The organism is Deinococcus psychrotolerans (assembly GCF_003860465.1).
In the GTDB taxonomy this organism is placed as follows: Bacteria; Deinococcota; Deinococci; order Deinococcales; family Deinococcaceae; genus Deinococcus; species Deinococcus psychrotolerans.
Genome location: NZ_CP034183.1, coordinates 1478260 through 1503053, shown reverse-complemented (window position 1 = coordinate 1503053; position 24794 = coordinate 1478260). Strand labels below are relative to the sequence as shown.

General features: G+C 60.2%; 20 protein-coding genes and 1 tRNA gene. 9 read left to right on the top strand and 12 right to left on the bottom strand.

Annotation, left to right across the window (positions count from 1 at the left end):
- The first annotated feature begins 13 nt into the window (after positions 1-13).
- Both EHF33_RS07285 and glmM read left to right on the top strand, forming a co-directional pair.
- Positions 14-2524 (top strand): Ig-like domain-containing protein, encoded by a 2511-nt coding sequence (locus tag EHF33_RS07285; RefSeq protein WP_124869421.1) that lies wholly within the window; start codon positions 14-16, stop codon positions 2522-2524.
- Between the two features lie 91 nt (positions 2525-2615).
- Positions 2616-3971, top strand: a complete 1356-nt coding sequence (glmM, locus tag EHF33_RS07280; RefSeq protein ID WP_124869418.1) for a phosphoglucosamine mutase — start codon at positions 2616-2618, stop codon at positions 3969-3971.
- 17 nt (positions 3972-3988) lie between these two features.
- Here glmM and aroA read toward each other — a convergent pair whose 3' ends face one another.
- Together aroA and EHF33_RS07270 are read right to left on the bottom strand one after the other, a co-directional pair.
- Entirely contained in the window at positions 3989-5350 is a 1362-nt protein-coding gene (gene aroA, locus EHF33_RS07275) for a 3-phosphoshikimate 1-carboxyvinyltransferase (protein WP_124869416.1), read from the bottom strand.
- Between the two features lie 52 nt (positions 5351-5402).
- Positions 5403-5987: a DUF1572 family protein gene (locus EHF33_RS07270; protein ID WP_277425522.1), complete on the bottom strand. Its 585-nt coding sequence runs from the start codon at positions 5985-5987 to the stop codon at positions 5403-5405.
- A gap of 94 nt (positions 5988-6081) precedes the next feature.
- Between EHF33_RS07270 and EHF33_RS07265 the strand changes: the two genes are divergently transcribed.
- From EHF33_RS07265 to EHF33_RS07240, 6 genes are all read left to right on the top strand, one after another.
- On the top strand, positions 6082-7131 hold the full coding sequence (locus tag EHF33_RS07265; protein ID WP_124869413.1) for a DNA double-strand break repair nuclease NurA: 1050 nt from the start codon (positions 6082-6084) through the stop codon (positions 7129-7131).
- Positions 7132-7187: 56 nt separating this feature from the next.
- Complete coding sequence (locus EHF33_RS07260; RefSeq protein WP_124872952.1) at positions 7188-8990, top strand: ATP-binding protein; 1803 nt, start codon at positions 7188-7190, stop codon at positions 8988-8990.
- Positions 8944-9522, top strand: a complete 579-nt coding sequence (locus tag EHF33_RS07255) for a class I SAM-dependent methyltransferase (RefSeq protein ID WP_124869410.1) — start codon at positions 8944-8946, stop codon at positions 9520-9522. The genes EHF33_RS07260 and EHF33_RS07255 overlap by 47 nt, the downstream gene beginning before the upstream one ends.
- A 99-nt stretch (positions 9523-9621) precedes the next feature.
- Positions 9622-9978: a hypothetical protein gene (locus EHF33_RS07250; RefSeq protein WP_124869408.1), complete on the top strand. Its 357-nt coding sequence runs from the start codon at positions 9622-9624 to the stop codon at positions 9976-9978.
- A 60-nt stretch (positions 9979-10038) separates the two neighbouring features.
- Entirely contained in the window at positions 10039-12399 is a 2361-nt protein-coding gene (recG, locus tag EHF33_RS07245) for an ATP-dependent DNA helicase RecG (RefSeq protein ID WP_124869406.1), read from the top strand.
- Between the two features lie 259 nt (positions 12400-12658).
- A complete protein-coding gene (locus EHF33_RS07240; protein WP_124869403.1) occupies positions 12659-13504 on the top strand; it encodes an SDR family oxidoreductase in 846 nt (281 codons plus the stop codon).
- An 81-nt stretch (positions 13505-13585) separates the two neighbouring features.
- Here the strand turns inward: EHF33_RS07240 and EHF33_RS07235 are convergent, their stop codons facing one another.
- From EHF33_RS07235 to EHF33_RS07200, 8 genes are all read right to left on the bottom strand, one after another.
- Positions 13586-14866: a DUF4139 domain-containing protein gene (locus tag EHF33_RS07235; RefSeq protein ID WP_124869400.1), complete on the bottom strand. Its 1281-nt coding sequence runs from the start codon at positions 14864-14866 to the stop codon at positions 13586-13588.
- A gap of 134 nt (positions 14867-15000) precedes the next feature.
- On the bottom strand, positions 15001-15960 hold the full coding sequence (locus tag EHF33_RS07230) for an ABC transporter ATP-binding protein (RefSeq protein WP_164473499.1): 960 nt from the start codon (positions 15958-15960) through the stop codon (positions 15001-15003).
- Positions 15961-16025: 65 nt separating this feature from the next.
- Entirely contained in the window at positions 16026-17162 is a 1137-nt protein-coding gene (locus EHF33_RS07225; protein ID WP_124869395.1) for an ABC transporter ATP-binding protein, read from the bottom strand.
- A 151-nt stretch (positions 17163-17313) separates the two neighbouring features.
- On the bottom strand, positions 17314-18435 hold the full coding sequence (locus EHF33_RS07220) for an ABC transporter permease (protein ID WP_124869392.1): 1122 nt from the start codon (positions 18433-18435) through the stop codon (positions 17314-17316).
- Positions 18436-18489: 54 nt separating this feature from the next.
- Positions 18490-19470 carry an ABC transporter permease gene (locus EHF33_RS07215; RefSeq protein ID WP_124869389.1) on the bottom strand — a complete coding sequence of 327 codons (981 nt, stop codon included), beginning with the start codon at positions 19468-19470 and terminating at the stop codon, positions 18490-18492.
- Positions 19471-19564: 94 nt separating this feature from the next.
- Positions 19565-21322 (bottom strand): ABC transporter substrate-binding protein, encoded by a 1758-nt coding sequence (locus EHF33_RS07210; RefSeq protein WP_124869386.1) that lies wholly within the window; start codon positions 21320-21322, stop codon positions 19565-19567.
- Positions 21323-21604: 282 nt separating this feature from the next.
- Positions 21605-21835 (bottom strand): preprotein translocase subunit SecG, encoded by a 231-nt coding sequence (secG, locus tag EHF33_RS07205; protein ID WP_124869383.1) that lies wholly within the window; start codon positions 21833-21835, stop codon positions 21605-21607.
- Positions 21836-21881: 46 nt separating this feature from the next.
- Positions 21882-21963: transfer RNA gene (locus EHF33_RS07200), tRNA-Leu, on the bottom strand.
- A 118-nt stretch (positions 21964-22081) separates the two neighbouring features.
- On the opposite strand from EHF33_RS07200, the gene EHF33_RS07195 reads away from it, so the two are divergent.
- Positions 22082-22555, top strand: a complete 474-nt coding sequence (locus EHF33_RS07195; RefSeq protein ID WP_124869380.1) for a hypothetical protein — start codon at positions 22082-22084, stop codon at positions 22553-22555.
- Positions 22556-22566: 11 nt separating this feature from the next.
- Here the strand turns inward: EHF33_RS07195 and purD are convergent, their stop codons facing one another.
- Positions 22567-23826: a phosphoribosylamine--glycine ligase gene (gene purD / locus EHF33_RS07190; protein WP_124869377.1), complete on the bottom strand. Its 1260-nt coding sequence runs from the start codon at positions 23824-23826 to the stop codon at positions 22567-22569.
- The gene (locus tag EHF33_RS07185) at positions 23823-24794 is read right to left on the bottom strand and encodes an MBL fold metallo-hydrolase (protein ID WP_338135007.1); all 972 of its coding nucleotides are present in this window, start codon (positions 24792-24794) and stop codon (positions 23823-23825) included. Before EHF33_RS07185 ends, purD begins: the two co-directional genes overlap by 4 nt.

Genomic DNA, 24794 nt, shown 5'->3' with positions numbered 1-24794 from the left:
GTAGACTAAAAGCATGAGTAAAGATAAATTTCATCTCTCGTCCGCTGGGCTGTTGCTCAGCGGCTTTTTTCTGCTGACGGCCTGTCAGGGCGGGGGTGGAACACTTCCAGAACCTCAAGCCGCCAAGCCAAGCGTCACCGCAGCGCTCGACCAAAGCGATCAAGCCGCGCCCAGCATCAAGGTGCAGGCTTCGGGAGCGGTATCGGTGCAGTACGCTGTCAACGGCAACCCGGCCCAAAGCGCCAATTTGTCCGGTAACGGCAGTATTGCGCTCAGTGGGCTATGTCCGGGAGTCAACACGCTGATTTACAGCGTTAAAGTCGGCAGTACCGAAATTTTGAGCAACCAAAAAAGCAGCTTCACCTTGCCCGACACCGTTTACACGCCGACCTTAAGTGCAGTAAGTCTCAGTGTGGGCAGCGGGAGTATCCTCAGCGTGCCGATCAGTGAGCAGGTGGCGCTGGCCTGTGCACCTCAAATCAAAATCACCAGCGCTGATGGCCTGCCAATCACTGTCAAGAGCGCGGCAGTTGAAGGAGCGGTAGGAACACGCGTCATCAAAGCCGAGTTACTGGCCAACGCAGAAGGAACAGGCAAGCTGAATGTTGCGCTGACTTGGGGCAGTTCGACCCGTAGCTTCGATTGGCCGGTCAGCGCCAAAGCGGCTTCTGGAACGGGGCCAATCGGGAGTACGCCAGCGCCAGCGGTCACTGTGCTTAAAGTCGCGCCCAATCCAGTCAACTTGTTGGTGGGAGCATCTCTGAGCCTCAAGACTGATCTGCAAGGCACGGGAAATTTTTCCAGCAAGCTTAACTTCAAAATAGAAAATGTGGACGTTGCTACCGTGGACGGCTCAGGCGTTGTAAAAGCGGTGGCCCCCGGTAAGACCACCCTGACGGTCACGCCGATTGAGACGCCTGCCAAAGCGGTGAGCGTGCCGCTGACCGTTACGGCTGCTCCCTCATTCCAAATGCTGTCTGATCCGGCCTCGCTGAGCATCACGGCGGGCCAAAGCGCCAATTTCACGCTCAAATTACAGCCTCAGAACGGCTATGCTGGTACGGCGACGATCAGCTTACCGAGCTTGCCTTCGGGCATCAGCGCTTCGCTCAGCGCTAATATTATTACTCCCAGTGCGCCGGTGAAAGTCACGCTGAGTGCGAACGGGAGCGCTCCAGCCTCCACCAATGTGCTGCTCTTTAAAGCCACCGACCCAGATAACCTGAATGCCAGCGCCACGCTCGGCCTGCAAGTCAATGTGGCTCCCTCAACGCCTGGCCCTACACCGCCGCCCGCGCCACCCTCAGATACCACGCCTCCAGTGGTAAGCAATGTTAGTCCGGCGGTAGGCAGCTTGATCCTAGACGACAGCATCTCGGTCAAGGCCAGCGTGAATGACAACTCGGCGATCGCCAACGTGTCATTGTCTGTCAACGGCCTCTTGGTTGGTCAGATGAAAGCCGACGCCGACAACACGTATCAAATGAACTGGGACGTGTCTAAGCTCAAGTCGGGCACCTATGCACTACTGATTCAGGCCAGCGACACGGCAGGCAACGTAGGGGTTTGGCAAGGCCGCGTTGATTTGTCGCGTCCTGGCAACGGTTTACAGCTGCTGCGGCGCTTTACTTTTGACCGCAGCCCCACCAGCAATGTGGCGTTCAGCGGCGCTTACGGATTCGTGGGTGCAAGCCGCACTTTGGAGCGTTTTGATACCGGCAGCAGCAATGTTACAGCGCTGCCGCTGACCAACGGTTCTATCGAGTCAGTGGAAGTGGTAGGCAATCAGGTGTATGTTTCTGCTGCTGACAACACGGTAACAGTGGTGGACGCTTCCAGCCTGAGTCAGTTGGCTGTGGTGCAACTGCCGAGTGACCGCACCACCACGCTGAAAACTGATGGTCAGTCGGTCTTTATCGGCACCCGCAGCGGCGTGGTAATGATAACCGGCACGCGCAGCAGCATTTTGTCATCGGCTCAGGTCACGGCCTTAGCAGGCAATCCGGGAGGCGGCGTTTATGCAGCTTATGTCGGTGGCCAAGTGGACGTATTTTCAGCCAGCGGTACACTCAGCACTCAGGGCAGCAGCAGCGGCCTTGGCTTTTTGCAGGTCGCGGGCGGTCAGCTTTACGGCGGTAAGGGCATGCACCTGTACACCTTGAATGCAGCGGCTCCCTTAGCCTCTGAGATGAGCTTGTCTCCTGCGCCCGGCGGCACCATCGGGGGAGCAACGAGCATCTCAGGCATGACAGTGATCAGCGATGCTGCGGGCCTACTTACCTCTCTGCGCGGATCGCAGGCACAGCTCGACGGCGCAGTGATGGGAATGCCAGCCGTTTATGGCGACACGATGTACGTGCCGACCAAAAATTACTCGCTGTACGCGGTTAAGGCCAGTGGCGGTTCACTGAGTGTGGTCAGTCAAACCGAAAATCTCGGCCTGGTTGTGGCTCCCACTGCAGTTGACGGCAGTGGCCAAGTGTACTACGTCAGCTTGAACGGCGTATACGTCTTCAAGCCCTAATTTCTGGCTTTCTGGTTCGTGCGTGGCCTGTCATTTGGGGCCACGCGCTTTTTTGGCTATCTGGTTTTGGTCAACCGCTATCATGCCAACCATGACCCGTTCTTCTGCAAGTCTAATTCCTGTCCCTCAACGTCAGTTCTTTGGCACCGACGGCGTACGTGCCGTGGCTGGTGCATTTCCGTTAACGCCCCTGTGGGTGATGCAGCTTGGCGCGGCGGCAGGCGAGGTGCTGCGTGCCCGCAATCCGCGTGCCAGCGTAGTCATCGGCAAAGACACCCGCCAGAGCGGTGACATGTTGGAAGCCGCCCTCGCTGCTGGGCTGACCAGCCGGGGCGTTAACGTAACACACCTCGGTGTGCTGCCCACTCCCGGCGTGAGTTATCTGACCCGCGAGCTGAAAGCCGATGCAGGCGTGGTCATCAGCGCCTCGCACAACCCGTATCAGGACAACGGCATCAAGTTCTTCGGAGCCACTGGCGAAAAGCTCAGCGACACGCTGGAAGCCCAGATGGAAGCCCAGATGAGCCAACTTGAGAACCTGCCCCCCGTGACGGGTGTAGAAATGGGCAGTGTCACCAACTACACGGAGGCTGAGCGGCTGTATGCCAGCTTTTTGCGTTCGCAAGCGCCGGATCTATCGGGCATGCGAATCGCTATGGACTGTGCCAACGGCGCGGCGTACCGAATTGCCCCCCGCATTTTTCAAGCGGCGGGCGCGGATGTGTTTGCCGTGTACACCAATCCCGACGGGCGCAACATCAACCACAACTGCGGCAGCACCCACCTGGCCCACCTCAAGCAGCTGGTGCAGAGTGGGGCCTACGATCTGGGTGTAGCCTTCGACGGCGACGCCGACCGCTGTTTGTTCGTGGATTCACGCGGAAATGAGGTTCATGGCGACCACATGCTGCTGCTGGCGGCGCGGGCTAGAGGGGAGCGCAGCGTCGTGACCACTATCATGAGCAATATGGCGCTGGAAGTGATGCTGCAAGAAAGCGGCGTGGCCCTTGAGCGCACCGCTGTGGGCGACCGCTACGTGCATGAGCGGATGCAGGCCAAGGGGCTACACCTCGGCGGTGAGCAAAGCGGCCATATTCTGTTCCTCGATGTTTCGCCCACCGGAGACGGAGTGCTGAGTGCGCTGCTGACCCTCAAAGCCATGCGGCAGCTCGGCACCACCTTAGACGCCCTTCACGACGAGCTGGTGATGTTTCCTCAGACGCTGCTGAATGTGCGCGTCAAAGACAAACAGGCCATCAGCCGTGATCCACAGGTGCAAGCCGCCGTGCGGGCCGCTGAAGTGCAGCTTTCGGGCCGGGGCCGAGTCAACTTGCGGCCCAGCGGCACTGAAAGCCTGGTGCGGGTGATGGTGGAAGGCCAGGACGCCAAGGAGATTCACGAATTGGCCCGCCATTTGGTCAGCGTGATCGAGGGGATCGGGGACTGAGCTGAGTCTGCAATCCTCTATTTCGTGTCCGTTTTGAGGTACTCAAACTTCGCCCCCAGCTCCTCCAAGTGGCGGAAGAACTGCGGATAGCTTTTGCGGATGTGGTGCGCTCCGGTAATTCGCAGTGGCTTCTCGGCGCGGAGGCCCAGCAAGGTCAGCAGCATAATCATCCGGTGGTCGCCGTGCCCGTTGACGGTGATACCGCCCGCCAGCGACGCCGCGCCGCTGACGCTGAGGCTGTTTTCGGTTTCGCTGACACTCAGGCCCAGTTTTTCCAGCTCGCGGCAGGTGTCCGAGATACGGTCGCATTCTTTGAGGCGCAGGGTAAAGACATTTTCCCAAGTGGTGGTGCCGCCCGCGAAAGCGGCAGCGGCGCTCAGAGCCTGTACCGCGTCGGTAAAGCCGTCTCCGTCGCGGATCACGGCATTCAAGGGTTGCCCGCCGCGCACCGTCAGGGTGTCGCCTGAACGCTCGATATCCGCGCCCATTTCGCGCAGCACCGCCACCGCCTCTTTCTCACCTTGCAAGTCTTGCTCGCGCAAATTGCTCAACCGCACTTCGCCAGGCAAAATCGCAGCTGCCACCAAAATCGCTGCCGATCCTGGATAATCGCCGGGCACCATGACCCGCTCGGCGCGGTAAGGCTGGTTGCCCGCGATGCGGATGCGGCTGAGGTCTGGGCTGGCCGACGCCTGAATGCCGTAAGCTGCCAAGGTATCTAGGGTCTGGCGCAGCGGGGCGCGGCTCTTGATGTCGCCGGTCAGTTTCAAGTCTAGGCCGCTGGGCAGCAGGGGAGCCAGAAACATCAGCGCCGAGGCGTACTGACTGCTGCGCTCGGCACTGACCTCCACCATCCCGCCGCGCACCGGGCCGCTGATGGTGATAGGCAGCTTGCCCGCGTCGCTGCTGACCCCTGCGCCCAGACGGGTCAGGGCTTCAAGTAAATCGCCCTGGGGCCGCTTGCCCAGCGAGTCGGGGTAATCGGTGACGAAGGTGGTTTGGCTGGTCAGCCCTGCCGCGCCCATCAGGAAACGGGCCACTGCGCCCGCGTTGCCGGGGTTGAGGGTCACGCCCGCTTTGGGATGTGCGCCGAAACCGCGAATCACGGCGTCGTCTCCGACAAGCTCTATGGCCGCGCCCCAGTCCGCGAGGCAGCGCAGCATGGCGGCGGCATCCTCACTGGTGGCCACGCCGATGACGCGCACCGGGCCGTTGGTGGCGCTGTCGGTGAGGGCGGCGGCCAGCAGGTAGCGGGTGGTGTAATTTTTGCTGGGCTGGGCGCTGAGGGTGCCGCGCAGTTCGGAGGCCGGATGCACCAGCACGTCGAAGGTGTCGGGCATTCCGTCGGCATGGGCGCGGGGCAGAAGGGGGGCAGTCATGGCTTCAGGGTAGCGTTTGAGCGGCGCAGGGCTGGGCGGCTTGAGCAGACGTTCAAGTGGGCTTTTGCCGCTCCTCTTTGCTGAACATGGCCGCATTGAAGGCCGCCGACTGGCCCCGCGCCACCGATAGGGTTTGCCAGCCCGTGCCGCGCAGGGTTTTGGTGAGCAAAATCAGTTGGTAGACGTGGCCGCTGTAATGCGCGACTTGCCGCTGACAGGCTTCCAAGACCGTGTGGGCCTCGCCGCGAATGGTGAGCGGGCGCATCAAGTCGGCGGGGGAGAGGTGGTCGATGGCATCTAAAAAGGCGGCCCAGCCTGCGTTCCAAAGCGTCCAAAGTTCGGGAGCGCTCAGCGTCCTCTCTTCGAATTCGGCGTCGCGGTTGCGCCCAGCGCTTTCACCGTCTTGCCCTTCGCGGTAGCCGCTGCGGAGCGCCGCCCAGCGCGAGTGCATATTGCCGCTGAGATGCTGCACCAACACGGCGGCAGAGTTGCCTTCCTCGGCCAAAGCCGTGTGCCAGTCGTTGTCGCCGAGCTGCTGCATGGCTCCTTCGCCCAGCGTTTTGAGGCCGCGCATTCGGGTGCGCAGATCAGTTAAGTAGAGTTTGGCGAGTGGCAAGTCGACGTCGGATTGGCTCACCTGTTCAGTGTAGCGGCCTGTAGTGGCCAGCAGGCAGGCTGCCTTATTCTGCTCTCAACAGAACCTGCCAAGCCCCAGCCGTTAGAATGCTTTCATGCAGATTCGCCTTGACCCTTGGCCAGTGGACACTTTAGACGGCCAACTCACTCTCAAACCCTTTGCCGGGTTGGTGTACGACGCCGAAACGCCGCGCTGGGCCGCCGTCGCTCAAAAGCCGGTGCCGGAAAGCCTGAAGCGGGTGCTGACCATTGACGGCAAACCGCGCATGGAAGCCCGCTTGTTGGTCGATGACGACGGCAAACTGAGTGTGGCTGGCTTCGGGGCTTACGTGGTGGGCGCAGTGGATTTGTGTCCGCACGGCACGCGCCAAGCCGAGCTGCTGAACGTGGAGGCCAAGCGCATTTTGGCCTACAGTGACGAAGCCGAGGGCCGGATGCCTATTTCCCGGTTTTCGCCGCGCAACCCGCATACGGGCGCATTGGAATATCAGCCCCACAGCTTCGCCGGTTCGCAACTCGAAGGCCCCAAGAGCGCCGTGCAGCGCTTGATGCTGGCGGGCGAACAAACGCTGGCCGCTCAGCTCGCCTCGGCTTTGCCTTTAGACGAAACCGATGTCAACGCCCTAGCCGACACGCTGGTGCTGCAAGATGGCCCGGTCAGGATCGGCACGGCGGGCAGCGCGGTGGTGGGCTGCGTCAAGACCCTACACACCGATTATCTCGGCGCTGACCGAATTGGCCTGCTGAGCGAACTCAAACCCGGCGAGCGCACCCCGATTTTGCGCTTCGCGGTGGGCGACAATGGCTTGACGCAGGCTCAGCACCGTGAGCAGCGCTTTACCTGGTACGTGCGGCTGTCTGAAGCTCCCTTTTATCAGCACCCGCTGGCCGGAGTGATGCGCCTAGAGATGCACGCGCCTGAAGACACCGACTTCGTGCCCCGCGCCGTGCAAGATATTGCCAACTTGTCGGGGTCGCTGCTGTGCCGCCTCGCCAGCCAGCCGCACAAAGACGCCCGCGCTCCGCAAAACTTGATTCCCACCGCCGCGCTTGAGCAGGCGATGGGGCGGGCGATGGGCAGTCTGGACTTGGTGACCCGGCGGATTAGAAGTCACTTGGTGCGGGAATTGGGGGTGGTGGCGTGACCCGCAATCTCTCTCTAAACGGCCCCATTTCCCCCACCCCGCCCGAACGCATCGGCATGGTGCTGGGCACTGAAGATGCCACGCCCACCATTTTCTGGTTCTCGGTGTCGCCGGGCGCGAGTGTGCAGCTCGACGATCTGGTGGTGGTGCAGACCATGAAGCCCAACGGCCAGCCGGTTGACTTTTACGGTCTGGTGGACAATGTCCGCAAGCGGCACGAGGGTGTTACTTTCGAATCGGACGTGGAGGACATCGTGGCCGGAGTGCTGCCCGCCTCGGTGAGTTACGCGGCGCGGGTGCTGGTGACGCGGGTCAGTCCCGAAGACTTCATTCCGCCACAGCCCGGTGACATCGTGCAGCACGCACGCGGCAAAGCTTTAGAGATGGCCCTCAGCGCCGACAAGATGAAAGAAGCCGCCTTTCCTGCCGGATTGCTGGCCGATGGGCAAATTCTGCCGCTCAACTTCCGCTTCATCAACGGCGAATCTGGCGGCCACATCAACATTTCCGGCATTTCGGGCGTGGCGACCAAAACCACTTACGCGCTGTTTTTGCTGCATTCCATTTTCCGCAGTGGCGTGATGGACAAAGTGGCCCTCAAGAAAAATGGGCGGCAAGCCGGGTCGGCAGGCGGCAAAGCAATTATTTTTAACGTCAAGGGCGAAGATTTGCTGTTTTTGGATAAACCCAACAACGAGGTCGTAGAAAAAGAAACGGAAGCCCGCGCGGCCAAAGGCCTCAGTGCTGACCGCTACAGCTTGTTGGGCTTGCCGATGTCACCTTTCCGCGACGTGCAGTTTCTGGCTCCGCCGCGTGCCGGTGCGGTCGGCGCGGCCATCGTCCCGCACGTGGATCAACGCGCCGAGGGGGTCACGCCGTTCGTCTTTACCCTGCGCGAGTTTTGTCAGCGCCGGATGCTGCCCTACGTGTTTTCCGACGCCGGAAGCAGTCTCAACTTGGGCTTTGTGATCGGCAACATCGAGGAAAAACTGGCCCGACTGTCGGCTGACAGTACAGGTGCGGCTCTGCTGGTGTCCGACTGGGATCCGGCGCAGTCGGAAGAAATTCCCGACGACATTCAGTTTGATGCGCTGGGCAAAGTCAGCCTCCACACTTTCGGGCAGCTCATCTCTTACCTCGAATACAAACTGATCGATCAAAATGACGGCGAGGGCGATCCCAAATGGGTGCTCAAGCAGTCGCCGGGTACGCTGCGGGCCTTTATTCGGCGGCTGCGCGGCGTGCAAAAGCACCTGACGCCTTTGGTACGTGGCGACCTGACCAATCAACAAGCCGAGAAGTTTCGCCCCAACCTGATCAGCGGCGGTTATCAACTGAGCGTGGTGGACATTCACAACCTCTCCGGCCCGGCCCAGATGTTCGTGGTGGGCGTGATGCTGCGCGACCTCTTTGAATACAAGGAAAAAAACGGACGCCAAGACACGGTGTTCGTGGTATTGGATGAACTCAACAAGTACGCCCCCCGCGACGATTCCAGCCCGATCAAAGACGTGCTGCTCGACATCGCCGAGCGTGGCCGCAGCCTCGGCATCATCCTCATCGGCGCTCAGCAAACCGCCAGTGAAGTGGAGCGTCGCATCGTGTCCAACGCCGCCATCCGGGTGGTGGGCCGCTTGGATTTGGCCGAGGCCGAGCGGCCCGAGTACCGCTTTTTGCCGCAGAGTTTCCGCGCCCGCGCCGGCATCTTGCAGCCCGGCACCATGCTGGTGTCTCAGCCGGATATTCCCAACCCGGTGCTGATTAATTACCCGTTTCCGGCGTGGGCCACCCGCAGCGACGAAGTCGACGAACATGCGGGCAGGGAAGTGGCTGAAGTCGGCGCGGACTGGCTGGACTGAGGCCGAACGGGTGCTGGCCGCCGACGCTCAAAACCTGATCCGCCCAGCGGTGCGAGCGGGTGAAAAGTGGGCTGACTTGGGCGCGGGTTCCGGCACCTTCGCGGCGGCGCTCTCGGCTCTGCTGGGGCCAAGTGGCGCGGTGTTGGCGATAGATCAAGATGCCCGCGCCCTGCACCAGATTTCAGCTGTTGTAGGCGGCGCACCCGTTCAAACCCTGACAGCCGATTTCACTGCCCTGCCACCCTTACCCCCGCAAGACGGCCTGCTACTCGCCAATTCGCTGCACTTCGTCAAATCCCAAAGCGTCATGCTGGAGCGCTTGCGCGGGCTGCTGCAGCCTAGCAAGGTGTTGATAGTGGAATACGATTTGGAGCGCGGTTCGGTGTGGGTGCCGCGTCCGCTTTCATTTGCAAAATTGCAAACCCTCTGCGCTGAGTTGGGCTGGCCCGCGCCGAAAAAACTGGCTGAGCAGCCCTCACGGTATCAGTGGGCGATGATCTACTCGGCTTTGATTGCATGGGTTGAGAGCTGATCTTTAACAGCGCTTTGACGAGCGTTTGACGTCCCGACGAGTTCAATGGTGCCTGAGGCAGGCGCACCTCCCCCGTGCGCCCCGCTTCGGAGGTGCGCTATGAACCGAGTTCTGACACTGATCGCTGCGCTGACCATTTCGCTGACCAGCAGCGCCGACGCTTCTTATCTGTACTGGACGTCCACCTCGACCAACGCTGGACGCACCAACACCTGCCTGAGTTTCGCTCAGAGCACCCTGAGCTATCTCGGTTATCAGGGCATCCGTGTGACCAAAGGTCTGGAAGTCTCGGGCAGCAAGGCAGGCGTGTACGTGGCCGTGACCTGCATCGGCACCCGGCCCCGTGCCACGGCGATGGTGATGGCGGTAGGCGACGACGGTAACTTGGTCAACAAGCTGCAAGCCGAAGTGGCCTTGCGGGTGTCCAAAGTGATCTGCTTCGACACCTGCGATTAAGCGGGCTTAACGGCTGCGTTTTCATTTGCCCCGCCCTTTCCCCGCTAAACTGCATTACGTATGCCCACCCTTCCCGAACTGCGCGACAAACTCCGGCGGCCTCTTGAGCTGGAGCGCCTGCGCGGCTTTGAGAACAAGGCGGTGGCGGGCGGCCTGGAAAAACTGATGGACGGCCCGCTGGCCGGCCCCTTTCCCAAAGTGCGCGAGGCGCTGCGCGGCTACGACGACCTGAGCCTTGCCGAGCGTGAAGAGGCTTTAGAAGCAGCTCTGAACCTACTTCAAGACGGTTCACCCCGACCGTCCAGTCCGCCCAAAGTGGCCCGCCAAGACCCTCAAATTCCCGCCGCGCCTGCGGGAAGTCGGCTTGGCCCCAGCGCACCGCTGGCCCAGCTTGACTGGGGACACGGCGGCCTCAAGAAGCTGAACGCTCTGGGCCTGCAAACGCTGCGTGACGTGCTGCACAACTACCCACGCCGCCACGAAGACCGCCGCGCTCTGCCCTCGCTGGCCGAGATCGAAGACGGCCAGAAAGCCACAGTGTCGGGCGTGCTAATCTCCAAAACCCGCACCAGCCCCCGCCCCGGCATGCAAATTCTGAATGCGGTGCTGCAAACCTCCAGCGGCGAGCGCATCAAGGCGACCTGGTTTAATCAGCCGTGGGTCGAAAAGAACCTGCGCGAAGGGGCCAAGCTGATTCTGACCGGACGGGTCAAGCGCTTCGGCAAGTCGGCGCAGCTCGGCGTGGAATACATGGAGACGCTGGACAGTTCTTCCGGCAATTCAGCTTCCGGCAGCATCAGCATTGGCCGCATCGTGGGTGTCTACGACGGCAAAGACGGGATCAGCCAGGACTTTTTACGCAAGTCGGCACAAATTGCACTGAGCCGTAGCGACGACGGTGATTATCTGCCGGGCCACTGGCGCAAGCAGTGCAACCTGACCGACCTCACCGACGCCCTGCAAGGCATTCATTTCCCCAGCGACGAGGCCCACCTCTCGCGGGCCGATTACCGCCTGCGCTTTGATGAGTACCTGTTCTTGGAACTCCGGATGCTGCTGCAAGGCGAAGACGCGGTGCTGCTGGGCAAGCGGTTCACCGCCACCGACAGAGATATGCAGGACTTTGAAGCGGGCCTGCCGTTTCAGTTCACCGGAGCGCAGCGGCGGGTTCTCTACGAAATCGCTGACGACATGCGCAGCGAGCAGCAGATGGCCCGCTTGGTGCAGGGCGACGTGGGCAGTGGCAAAACGGCAGTGGCCGCCTGCGCCCTGTATCTGGCCTTCAAAGACGGCTATCAGGGCGCATTGATGGCCCCCACCGAGATTCTGGCGCGGCAGCACTACGTCAACATGCAAAGCTACCTCGCGCCGCTGGGCGTGCGGGTGGGCCTGCTGATCGGAGCGCTGACGCCCAAGCAAAAAGCCGAGATGCAGGCCACCATTGCCAATGGTCTGGTGGACATCGTGGTGGGCACTCAGGCGCTGATTCAGGAAAACGTGACGTGGGCCAATCTGGGCCTCGCTGTGGTGGACGAGGAACACCGCTTCGGCGTGGCGCAGCGCCGCAAGTTGCTGGCAGGCCGCCCCGACGTGCTGGTGATGTCTGCCACTCCGATTCCGCGCAGCTTAGCGCTGACCGCTTACGGCGACTTGGAGCTGAGCATCATCGACGAGCTGCCGCCGGGCCGCACCCCCGTCGAAACCAAACTCCTGCAAGACACCCACCGTACCCAGGCTTACGGGTTTGTCATGACCCAGCTCCGCGAAGGTCGGCAAGCCTTTGTGGTCACGGCACTCATCGAAGAAAACGAAAACTTGGAGCTGCTGGCCGCCACCCAACTGGCTGACGACTTACGGGTGATCTTGCCGGAAGCCCGAATAGACCTGCTGCACGGCAAAATGCCCGCCGCCGAAAAGGACGCCATCATGGAGCGCTTCCGGGCGCAGGCGTTTGACATTCTGGTGTCCACCACCGTCATTGAGGTCGGGGTGGACGTGCCCAACGCCTCGGTCATGGTCATTGAAAATGCCGAGCGCTTCGGGCTGTCGCAGCTTCATCAGCTTCGTGGGCGGGTCGGGCGGGGCAGCGCCAAGAGTTACTGCCTGCTGGTGGCGGGCGAACATTCCCAAAAAACCCGTAAGCGTCTCAAGATCATCGAGGGTAGTACCGACGGCTTCGTGATCGCTGAAGCAGATTTGAAGCTGCGCGGCCCCGGTGAAATTCGCGGCACCCGGCAAAGCGGCATTCCCGATCTTAAGCTGGGCGACTTAGCGAGCGACGTGGAAATCATCGAGCGGGCGCGTGAACTCGCCAAGCACATTCTCAGCCACGACCCGGTACTCAAGCACCCGCGCCTCAGCGGGCTACGCGAGGAGCTGCAGGCCCGCAGCAATCAGGTGGCCTACCGTGAGGTCATCTGAGCTAATCACTCACTTTCATTGAGGTTGTGTGAGCAATGGCTCCGCTGTTCTTCATCCGGCCGTGACGCGGCTGTGACGTTTTGTTAATACACTGTTCTCAACAGCGCAAAAGTGTGGGCCGAGTGAAGTTCGCCGCGCAGTGGGAGCCGTGTTCAGCCGAGAGGTTAGACGCGGCTCCTCCTTTCTTGGTTTGAGAAATTCGTGGCGCGTGTGTGAACGGCGAAGGTTTGCGGGGTGCTTAGGCCGTACCATAAGCGACATGACTTCTTCTCAAGCTCAATCAACCTTATCCAAACCCATGCAGGGCAAAACGGTGCTGATCACTGGCGCGACCAACGGTGTAGGCAAGGCGACGGCCGCCGACCTGATTCAGCAGGGCGCTGAAGTGTGGATCGTGGGGCGCGACGCCCAGAAAACTGCCGCTGTGGCGCAGGAAATCGGCGCGGCTGGGCACTTGCTGGCCGATCTGAGCCTTCGCCCCGAAGCCCTCCGGATGGCCCGTGAATTTACCGAGCGGGTGGGCAAGCTGGACGTGCTGATCAATAATGCCGGTGCAATCTATGACCGCAGGCAAGAAAGCAAAGAAGGCATTGAGATGACGTGGGCCTTAAATCACCTCGCTTACTTCATCGTCACGCGCGAGCTGCTGCCGCTGCTGCGGGCCAGTCGGGGGCGCATCGTCAACGTCTCCAGCTCGGCGCACGCGGGCGGCAAAATTCGCTGGCAAGACCCTGAATTCAAAACCGGCTACAGCGCTTGGGGAGCCTACAACCAAAGCAAGTTGGCCAATGTACTGTTCACCCGCGAGCTGGCTTACCGCGAGCGCGAATCCGGCGTCACCGCCAACGCTCTGCATCCCGGCTTCGTGGCGTCGGGCTTTGGCCGCAACAATTCTGGCATGGGCAAACTGCTCAACATGACCTCGGCGCTGGCCATCAACGATGAACAGGGCGCACAGACCAGTATTTATCTGGCCTCCAGCCCTGACGTGGCCGGCAAATCGGGCTTGTATTTCAACAAAAGTCGGGTCGCTCAGCCTGCTGCTCAGGCGCTTGACGACGCGGCAGGCCAGCGGCTGTGGGCCTTGTCGGAGAACTATTTGTAAAAACAGTTTGACCTGTAAGCAAAGAAGAGCGGAAGAAGCGGGGCAATCCCCAGTTCTTCCGTTCTTCTTTTCGTCTTGGTTTTACTGCGTGTTGTCGATCACCACGGTAAAGCTCTTGCTGGCCTTGCCGCCCGCCGGAACGTCTACCCTCAGCTCGGCAACGCTCTGATTGGCCTTGGTTACGCCGTCGATGATGACTTTGCGCCCGCCGATTTGCTCGCTGATTTCGGCACGGACTTGACGGTTTTTGCTGCTTTCAAAGCTGTAGGTGACTTTGTAGGTGCCGCCGGTTTTGGTGCTGCTGATGGTCTGCACCGTGCGGGTGTAGCGGACATCCGGGTCGCGGCCCAGACTGAACTCCACATTCTCGCCTTTGGCCGTTTCGTCGAGGCTGGTTTGGCCCGAGATGCGCCCGTCTTCGCGCACGGTCAGTTGGCCGCCCGGCAAGTTCTGGTCGGCTTTGAAGCGGTACGAACGGTTGAGCGTGCCGGCGCTTTTCTGGGTGTCGAAGTACATGCTCAGGCTGGCGTAGCGCTCAAAGGTGCTCAGTTTGGGCGCTAAGAACGGCAAGGTGTAGGTGCTGTTGGCCGGCAAAGTGAAGGCCGAGTCCAAGCCGTAGCGGTAAAGGCCATTGACGGTGCCGAGCGCTCCGACTTTGGGCGCGGGCATAGGCGCGGATGCGCCGGCCATATCCGCCACCCGCGACTCATACATGACTGGCCGGGCGTCCTGAACATCCACTTGACCGGCCAGCAGCTCGGTGGCGGTCACGTTATAAACCTGATCGGCATTGTTGCGAATATCGGCCAGCGCCGAGAGAGAAGCGCTGCTGCCCGACGTTTTGAGGGTGTAGCGCGGCGTCCAGCTCAGGGCGCGGGTCAGGTAGCTGAGCGTCCCCTTGCCGGTCTGGGTCAGGGTATACACCAAGCTCTGGCGCGGCTGCTGGGCGTTCAGCGGCGGCAGTGTGGGAAAGCTGAGCTGGCTGTAGGCCACGTTGCGGTACTGGCCGCTGGCGTCTTTGATCAGTAAATCGGCGGCACGAACCAGGGTCACGGTCTGGGTTTTGTCTGGGCCAGCAAAATTCGCTTCGCGCAGGGTCACAGTCTTGCCTTCCAAGCTCGTCAGCCAGCTTACGCCGCGCATCTGCACCGCTTGGGTGTAGGGCAGGCCCTCCAAGTCAAGCGTGCCGGGAATCAGGTTGCTCCACGCGCTGTCGGGCAAGTCCACCTGAAAGGCCGTGGCGCTGGCCGTGACTGGCGTGCGGACTTCGCCGAAGTTTTGGTAGATGCGCAGGTCGGTGGCGTGGGCGCTGCTCAGCGCGAGAGCGCCTAGGACAGTTACGGCTTTGCTGATCGTGTTCATAGCTTGTACTTTGCGATACTTTTCCTGATGAGGCGTGAGAAGAGCTGACGGGCAAGCCACAAAAAAGGGCTGAGCGCTTCTTGCTCGCTCAGCCTCTGCTGTTTTGACTTGACGTTCCCTGTGCGGTTGGGCTCTTACAGCACGTCGTCGCGGATGCAGGCCTTGAAGTGGCCCGGCGAGACTTCGCGCAGCTCCGGGATCACGTTGGCGCACTCGGCAATGGCGTAGCGGCAACGGGTTCTGAAGACGCAGCCGCTCGGCGGGTTGATTGGGCTGGGAATGTCGCCTTCCAAGATGATGCGCTGGCGCTTGATGGTGGGGTCGGGTACCGGGGCAGCCGACAGGAGCGCTTCGGTGTAGGGGTGCTTGGGGTTGCGGTTGAGTTCGCGGCTGGTGGCAATTTCCATGATTCGGCCCAGATACATCACGATAATCCGGTCACAGATGTATTCGACGACGGCCAAATCGTGGGCGATAAACAAAACGGTCAGGCCCAACTCTTCCTGCAGGTCCTGCATCAAGTTGACGACCTGCGCCTGAATCGACACGTCAAGCGCCGACACCGGCTCGTCGGCCACGATAAAGCTGGGGTCAACCGCCAGGGCGCGGGCGATGCCGATACGTTGACGCTGGCCGCCGGAAAACTCGTGCGGATAGCGGCGCATGTGTTCGGGCCGCAGCCCCACTTTTTGCAGCAAGCTGGAAATGCGGTCGGCGCGGGCCGATCCTTGATGCAGCTTGTGAATATCCAGCGCCTCGCCGATGATGTCCGAGACCGTCATGCGCGGGTTAAGGCTGGCAAACGGATCTTGGAAGATGATCTGCATCTGGCGGCGGTAATCGCGCATCTCGGATTTGCCGAGCTTGGTGATGTCAGTGCCGTTGAAGATGACCTGTCCGCCGGTCGGCTCAATGAGGCGCAAGATGGCGCGTCCTGCTGTGGTCTTGCCCGACCCCGACTCGCCGACGAGGCCCACCACTTCGCCTTTGGCCAGTTGAAACGACACGTCGTTGACGGCCTTGACGTTGGCGACCACCCGCGAGAGCAGCCCACCACGAATGGGGAAGTATTTCTCCAGGTTCTGCACGCTCAAGAGCGGCGCGGCGGCAGCGCCAACAACGGCTCCGGGGACGCTGGCGGGTTTATTTAAGTTGGCGGTCACAGCATGCCTCCGGTGCGGGTCGCCGTACCGTCGGCGCTGATGTCCATTGTTTGGGCTTGTCCGGTGGTAACCAAGGAATCAAATTCCTTCCAGCGGATGCAGCGCGACATGTGGCCGTCGCCAGTGTCTTCTAAAGCAGGCACGGCTTTGCTGCAATCGGGAATGGCAAACTTGCACCTCGGCTCGAAGGCGCAGCCGTTGGGCAAGTTCAGCGGGTTGGGCACGTTGCCGGGAATGGCCTCCAAGCGCTCTTTTTTCTGGCCCGCGACCGGATGATACTCGGCCTCGTGGTCCACGCGGGGAATCGAGTTGAGCAGCCCCATGGTGTACGGGTGGCGCGGCGCGTGGAAAATATCGTTGACGTCGGCTTCTTCGACCACGCGCCCGCCGTACATCACCACCACCCGGTCGGCCATTTCCGCCACCACGCCGAGGTTGTGGGTGATAAAGAGGATGCTCATACCGATCTCTTTTTGCAGCTTGCGCATCAGATCAAGAATCTGGGCCTGAATCGTCACGTCGAGGGCGGTGGTCGGCTCGTCGGCAATCAGCAGGGCCGGGTTGCAAGACAGCGCCATGGCGATCATCACCCGCTGGCGCATGCCGCCGGACATCTGGTGAGGGTACTCGTTGACCCGCTTTTCGGGGGCCGGAATACCGACGAGGCGCAGCATATCGGTGGCCACCAGCATGGCTTCCTTGCGGTTTTTGTTTTGATGCAGGCTGACGGCTTCGGCAATCTGATCGCCCACCGTATAGACCGGGTTGAGCGAGGTCATCGGTTCTTGAAAGATCATCGAGATGTCGTTGCCGCGAATTTTACGCATTTCGGCTTCGCTCATGGTGGCGAGGTCAGTGGTGCGGCCATCTTTGCTGGTAAACAGCATCTCGCCTTCCACAATCTTGCCGGGCGGCACAGGAATAAGGCGCATGGCGCTCAGGCTCGTCACGCTTTTGCCGGAGCCTGACTCGCCGACGACAGCCAGCGTCTCACCTTTGGCGATGTGAAAGGTCACGCCGTCCACCGATTTGACTACGCCGTCATCGGTAAAAAAGTACGTCTTGAGATTGGTTACCGAAAGGAGTGTGTCGGCGTGTTTGTGGGACGCGGGGGTGTCTTTGGTCAGGGTCATGCAGGCTCCTTGGCAAGGAAGGGAAAAGGCCGTAAACCGAACAACAGCTGGCGTCAAATTTCTTGGATTTCCTCGGCGACGAGGAGGAAGAGGTGGAAGGCATCATAGCGCTAAACGGCGAGACGCCGTAACATCGGCGGCAATCTACGCCTTATTGACGCTTGCGGGGATCTAGGGCGTCGCGCAGGCCGTCACCGAGCAGTTGGAAGCACATCACTGTCGCCACGATGAAATAGCCGGGAATAAGTACCCAAGGCCGCTGGGTAATCGACGCGAAGCCGCCTTCCTGTGCCTGACTCAGTAAGCTGCCCCAAGACGCATACGGCTCCACTGCGCCGATGCCCAAGAAGCTGAGGCCAGATTCCAGCAAGATGTAACCGGGAATCGCCAGACTCAGGCTGATGATCAGGTAACTGGTCATGGACGGCAGCATATGGCGGAACATGATCCGGCCATTTGACGAACCCAACGCCGTCGCTGCCGAGACATAATCTTGCTCACGGACGCTGAGCAGTTGACCACGCACCACGCGGGCCAGGCCCCCCCAACTGATAAAAGCCAGAATTCCCAAAATGACGTAAAGCACCAAGATAGGATTGAGGTCTGATGGAAAAATGGAGCGCAGCAAGATCACCAGAAAAAGGTAAGGAATAGAGGCGATGACCTCGATCAAGCGCTGAATCAAGTTGTCGACCACGCCGCCAAAATAAGCAGAAATGGCTCCCATCGCCATACCGATCACGGTGGCGATCAAAACGGCGAGGACGCCAATCGTTAAAGAGACTTGCGAGGCGTAGAGCGTCCTTGACAGCAGATCGCGGCCCAGTGCGTCGCCGCCAAATAAATAAACTTTACAAACCGGATTCCCAGTGCCAAAAAGATGCAAATTGGAGGGTATGAAGCCCAAAATCTTGTAAGTTTCGCCCCTCACCCCAAAATAAATGGGGCATTTCTCTTTGGTCGCTTTATATTCATTGACAAAGGTGTTCATGTTGAGCTGCTGGGTGTAGTTGTTAACGTATGGCCGGGAGAAGCCGCCGTTTGAAGCGAAATGAATGGGCGTGGGCGGATGAAACGGCGTCAGATTGGTGGTGCTGTAATTTGACAGACCGTCGGGAGCCAGAAAACCACCGAATAAGGCCATTAGATACAGCAAGATCAGCACGACGCCGCCGAATTTGGCGGTGGCGTTTTTTCTGAACTGCTCCTTGGCAATGGCAAATTGACCCTGATTCTTGTTGATCGCCTTGGTGGGCGTGGCGGCGGTGGTCATCGCTGGCTCCCTGAAGTGATTGAAAAAACGTGTGTCATTTCTTAAGACCCGCCCTCACGAATAGCGAATGCGCGGATCAACCACGCTGAGCAAGATGTCGCTGATGGCGTTGCCGATAATCAGCAGGGCCACCGTCAAGATATTAAACCCGGCAATCAGATAAAGATCTCGGGCATTGATCGAGTCGAGCAGCATCGGTGTGATGCCGGGATAAGCGAACACCACTTCGACGAATCCTGCGCCGCTGATCAGTGCAGGCAGTTGGCCGCCGAGTCCGGCTACGAACGGGATAATGGCGTTGCGGAGCGTGTGCTTGTAAATCACTATGAACTCGCTCGCGCCTTTAGAACGGGCTGTTCTGACAAAATCGGCCCGCAGGTATTCGAGCATCTGTCCGCGCAGGATACGGGTAAAACCTGCCACGTCGCCCACCGCAACCACCAGAGCGGGCAAAAGAATGTGTTTGAAAATGTCCCAGAACCGCCCGAACGTGCCGAGTGTGCTGTAGTTGTCGCTGGTCATGCCGCCGGTAGGAATAGCCCAGCCGGTGGCAAAGCGTAGCTGCACGATGCCGTAAAGCACGATCAGTGCCAGAAAAAAGCTGGGGAAGCCCAGCAAGAAATACATCACGCCGCTGCTGATTTTGTCGCCCAGGGTGTACTGCTTGACCGCTCCGTAAACGCCCAGCGGAATAGCGATGGCATAAAAGAGCACCAAATACAGCGCCACCAAGTACAGCGAGTTGAGAATGCGCGGCCAAGCGATGGCCAGCACCGGTTGCTGGTACTGAAAGGAAAGGCCTAAATCACCCTGCACCACATTTTTGATCCAGGTGAAGTACTGAATGACAGGCGGCTGATCTAGGCCAAAGCTCCGTCTCAGATTTTCAAGCTGCTGGGGCGAGATGGCCGGATTGAGCCGGGCAGGTGTCAAGAAATCGCCGGGAGCGAGCTGGATGACAAAGAAAATCAGCATACTGGCCAAAATCAAGGTGGGAATAGAATTGAGAAAGCGGCGAAGCAGGAAAACTAACAATGGCGGCTCCTTCTTATTTTAAGGTGCGGTTCGATATGCAGTGGGGGCTATTCGCGGATGCGAACGGCCCCCGGAGGTCACAGCTCGTTACGGATTACTTGATGTAGGTGGTGACAAACACACCAGGGCGTGTGCCGTAGTAAGCGTCCCACAGGTTGCGCTTGAACTCACCGCCCAGGCGGTTGGTGTAAGTGACGTGGAAGTTGGTGCCAACCAAGTAGATCACTGGCTGTAACTGGCCTTCGACTTTGGAGAGCTGCTGGCCGATCTTCTGGCGGGCTGCCACGTCCAAGGTCTGGTCGCCTTGGTAGTACAGCTTGGTCATCAAGGTTTCCTGCGGCGTCAGGCAAGCTCCGTTGGCAGGAGCATTGTACGAGTGCAAATTGGTGCCGCAGGGCACGACATTGTTGCCGTAGGGCCAGATGTTGGTGCCGCCCGACAGACCCAGCAAGATGGCGTCGAAGGGGCGGTTGGCACCCTTGGAGGTGAGCTGATCAACCAAGTTGTTAAAATCAATCGGCGTGAAGTTGACCTTGACGCCCACCTTCTTAGCTTCGTCGCGGAAGATGCTGCCGAGCTGCTCGCGCACCGTGTTACCGGAGTTGGTGGCGAGGGTAAAGGACAATTCCTTGCCGCTGGCGTCCACCAAGTAGCCGGCCGCGTTTTTCTTCTTGAAGCCGATGTCCGAGAGCAGCTTGCTGGCCGCCGCCAGGTTGTACTCGAACTTGGGCGTATCGGCGAATTGGTAATTCTTGAACACCGGATAGGTGCTGGTATACACCGGAGTACCGAGGCCGCCCAGCGCCAGTTGAATCATGCCCTCACGGTTGGCGATGTGGCTCATGGCCTGCCTGAACTTGGCTTCGCGGAAGATTTTTTGCTTGAAGAGATCATCCGACTTGTTCCAGTTAAAGACAATCCAAGAACTGGTCGAGTTGGGGCTGACATTGGGCACCAGTACCGACTTGAGGTTGCCGCCGTCGATGGCCTTCTTGATCTGCGCGAGGTCGTCGGCCTTGGTGGGAGCGTAGACGTCGGTCTGTCCCGACAGGTAAGCCGCCAGATCGGCATTCAAGTCCTTGACGATGCGGATGCTGTACGTATCGAGATACGGAAGGGGCTTCCCGGCGCTGTCATGAACCCACTGGCCGTAATAAGTATTTTTCTTCAGCACGACCCGCTGGCCCGGCTGATAGCTGGTGATGACCCAGGCCCCCGGCGAGACGATCGTTTTGGGATCGGCGCTGATCCCCCACATCGCCTTGATGCCTTCCGCGCCGCTCTTGGCGTAGACCGGCCCAAATACGTGGTCGGGCCAGGGCGCGTAGCTCATGATCGAGTAAGCGCTGGCGCTCACCGCTGGGAAATCAAACTGCAAGGTGGTGGCGTCGATCTTCTTGACGGTGATTGGCTTTTCGTTGAGGAAAAAGCTGTCGCGGGCGTTGCTGCCCACTTTGTCGTCAACGTCGATCTTGTAAGTCGTTACCCAGTCGTCGGCGGTGATCGGCTGACCGTCGCTGAATTTCATGTCGGGCCGCAGCTTGACCGTAAAGCGCTTGCCACCGTTGCTGACCGTCGGCATGGCGGCGGCCATAAAGGGAATGAAGTCGCCGCTGGTGGGGTCTTGCTGAAAGAGGCCCGCAGTGAGATCGCCCATGAGTTGGGGCAGGCTGTTCGCTTCAGCGGAAGTAAACGGGTTAAGCGTTTTGTAGTCGCTGAGGGTGGTCCCTCTTACCTCGCCGCCCGACTTGGCCTGTGAGGCCGGGTCGGCGAACCAAGCAGCGGGATAAACAAACGGGGCAGCGCTGGCAGCACCTAAGGTGAGTGCGGCAAACATCAGAAATTTCTTCATTGGAGTTCTCCTTGGGAAAGTGAAGTCGGGGCCGAGTGCTCCGTGGTTGGTTGGCCTTGCCGCAAGCACGCGTTGTGAATGTCAAGACCGGGGACGCGGGCTGACAAAGGCAAGGAACGGTAGCGCCCGTACTATAGGCGCGAATTTTGACTCAGGTCAAGCAAATGGCGTAGAAGCGCTAAGCAAAATGACTTATGTAAAGTCATGCAGCATACAAAGCTAACAAACGAAACATCCAGCCCCCTTGCGGAAACCGGATGTAAAGTTTGGGCGAATTGTAGCTCAGTGCGACAAGATGGAGATCAAGAGCGCCAGCAGCATGAAAAAGCCGCCCAAGATGCTGGTAATGCGGATCAAACCACCTTCTACACCGCGTCCGCCGAACAAATCGCCGCCCGAGGCGAGACTGGCCGACAAACCGGCTTGCTTGGGCACTTGCAGCAGCACAAAGAAAACGAGGCCGATGCAGATCAGTGCGAACAGGGCAATAAAAATGGAGAGCAATGCAGTCATTTGGTTCCTTGGGATAAAACTGATTTCAGAGAATTCTCGAACCTGTTGGTGCCGGAGATGGGAGTCGAACCCACACGGTTTCCCGCTTGATTTTGAGTCAAGTGCGTCTGCCATTCCGCCACTCCGGCGACTCTTTGCCTATCTGAGAGCGTCTCAGCAAGGCAAGCGTGATGCTAGCAGTGCAGCGGCCAAAAATCAACTGCTGAGGGGGGTTTGCGGCCCGAGAGTTGAAGTAAACTGGGCGTTGTGAATCATTTGCTGACTTCTAAAACGGCCTTTGCTCTGAGTGTTTTCGCCGCACTGGGTCTGGCGGCGGCTAAATGCGACACCGCTCCGGGCAAACTGCTGGGCGGCTTGATGCCCCTCCCCGCTTATCTCAGTGCCGAGTGCGGCGCAGATTACGCGGCCATGCGCCAGCAGCAAGTCAAGCTGGCCGAAGGCATGGGCACCATCAGCACCTATGAGCTTTACTGGGTGGCCGAAAAAAGCCTCAAGACCTTAGAAAAAGACATCAAAGCTGGTCTCAAGGCCAAAGGCTACCTTGACGATATGCAGCCTTTCAAACTCGCGCCCCTATTCGGTAAGCAGCGGGCTGACGCGACGTTCAGCAAAGGTCAAACCACTTGGCGGGTCATGATCAGCGCTGCCGACGACTCCAACGCGGGCTTCACCGGCAAGGCCAAGCAGCCGTATTTCCTGATTGCCTTCAAGCTCAAATAAAGCCGGCAGGTTTATTCGGAGAGCGTGTCGGGCTTGGCTCCGATGCGGGCACCGATATCGCGCCGCAGCTGAGCGCCTTCAAAGGCCGCCGCCTGAGCCAAGCGGTAGGCTTTGCCCAGCGCGGCATTCAGCGTCGGCGCACAGGCTTGGGCGGCCAGCACCCGCCCACCGCTGCTGACGAGTTGCCCACCCCGCATAGCCGTACTCGCTTGAAAGAGGTGCTCGCCCTCAGAGGGAGTGGGCAAGCTCAGCGCGATGCCTTTTTCCGGCTCGCCGGGATAGTTCGGCGCGGCCAAGATGATCACGGCGCTGGCATCTGAGCCAAAGGTCACCTGCTCGGCGCTCAGCTCGCCCCGCGTGCAGGCCAGCGCGATCTGGGCGAGGTCGCCGCGCAGCAGCGGCAAAACGGCCTCGGCTTCGGGGTCGCCGAAGCGGGCATTGAATTCGACCACCTTGGGGCCGCCCTCGGTCAGCATCAGGCCCGCGTACAGCACGCCGATGTAGGGCCGACCTTCTTCCGCCATGCCCAGCAGCGCCGCGTCCAGAATTTCGCTTTGCACGCGGTTGAGATCCGTCTCCGAGATGGGAAACGGGCAGATCACGCCCATACCGCCGGTCATCGGGCCAAGATCATCTTCAAAGATGGTTTTGTGGTCTTGCGAGGGCGGCATCATCACCGCCCGCACGCCGTCGCAAAAAGCCAGCACCGTGACTTCTTGGCCGGTCATGAATTCTTCGATGACCGCCTGCGCGTCCGGTACTTCAAAAATAGACATCAGCGCGGCTCGGGCTTCGGCGTGGCTGCGGGCAATCGTGACACCTTTGCCTGCCCGCAGGCCCGCGTCTTTGATGACGGTGGGCAGCGGCTGGGCGGCGGCGTACTCCAGCGCCTGCGGCAACTCGGCAAAACTGCGGTGCTGGGCGGTGGGAATGCTGTGGCGCAGCATAAAGGCCTTGCTCCACGCTTTGTCACCTTCCAGCTTGGCGGCGGCCTGGGTGGGGCCAAAAGCTGCGATTCCAGCAGCTTGCAGCGCGTCTATTACGCCAGCGGCCAGTGGCGCTTCGGGGCCGACGATCACCAAGTCCACCTGTTCTTGCTGCGCGAGGGCGCTGACAGCTTCCGGCGTCGGCTCACCCGCTACGCAGCGGGCCAGCGCCGCGACGCCCGGATTGCCCGGCATACACAGCACGCTGCTGACGCTGGGTGCGCGGCAAAGCGCTTCCACGATGGCGTGTTCGCGCCCGCCGCCGCCGATGACAAGAACATTCACGCTTGGTCTTCCATCGGCCGTTTCGCCCGCTTCTGGAAGTACCGCGCCAGGCCCTGCACGCCCATCCAAGGCGGGCAGACCAAAATGAACTTTTCGGTGAGGCCCGGGATCTCGGCGCTCAAATCGGTGTGCAGCTCGGCGGTAAAGGCCCGCGTGATGCTCTCCAGGTCTTCGCCTGCCGCGAGGCGCTGACCTACCCGCGCCGCGTCGGTGTGGATGCTGGCCAGCAGTCCGTCCCAGTGCGCGGCGGTGTGGACATAGCTGCCGAAGTGCGTCAGGTGAATCCGGCGGGCGGGCAGTTCGCGCAGCAGGGCGACGCTCGCGGCCCAGGCCTCCAGATCAATGTCCGGTGGCGGCGTGGGTGGGCGCGGCGTCTGGGCAATGGCGATGCGGATACCGCCCACGTCACCCACATACAAATCGTCCTCGGCGTGGTAAGCCAGGTGGTGAACGGCGTGCCCCGGCGTGTAATGCACCTTTACGCCCTGCGGTAGGCCGCTGAATTCCAGAGTTTCGCCGCCCCTGAGAATTACCAAGCGCTCCTCGGGAACCGGCAGCATATCGCCCCACAGCGTTTCCATCTGATCGCCGTAAATCTGGGTGGCGCTGGCCAGCAAGCGCTCCGGGCGGCTGAGGTGGCCCGCGCCGCGCTCATGGACATACACTTTGGCGTCGGGGAGGCGCTGTGCCAAGTGGCCCGCCGCGCCCGCGTGGTCGAAGTGGATGTGGGTCAGCAAAATATGGCGCACTTCGCTGAGGTCTCTGCCCAGCCGTTTAAGTCCGCGCTCTAGAGCAGGCAAGGTGGTGCTGGGGCCGGTGTCCACCAAAGCCAAGCCGTCACCCGTGTCGAAGACGTAACAAGCGATGCTCCCTGCCACGCCCATAAAGTCGAGGTCGATCAGGTTTGCGCCTGCTCCGAGGCTGGGTTTGGGCAGATTCGGGATGTAAGGAGCGTCAGAAAAAGGCAC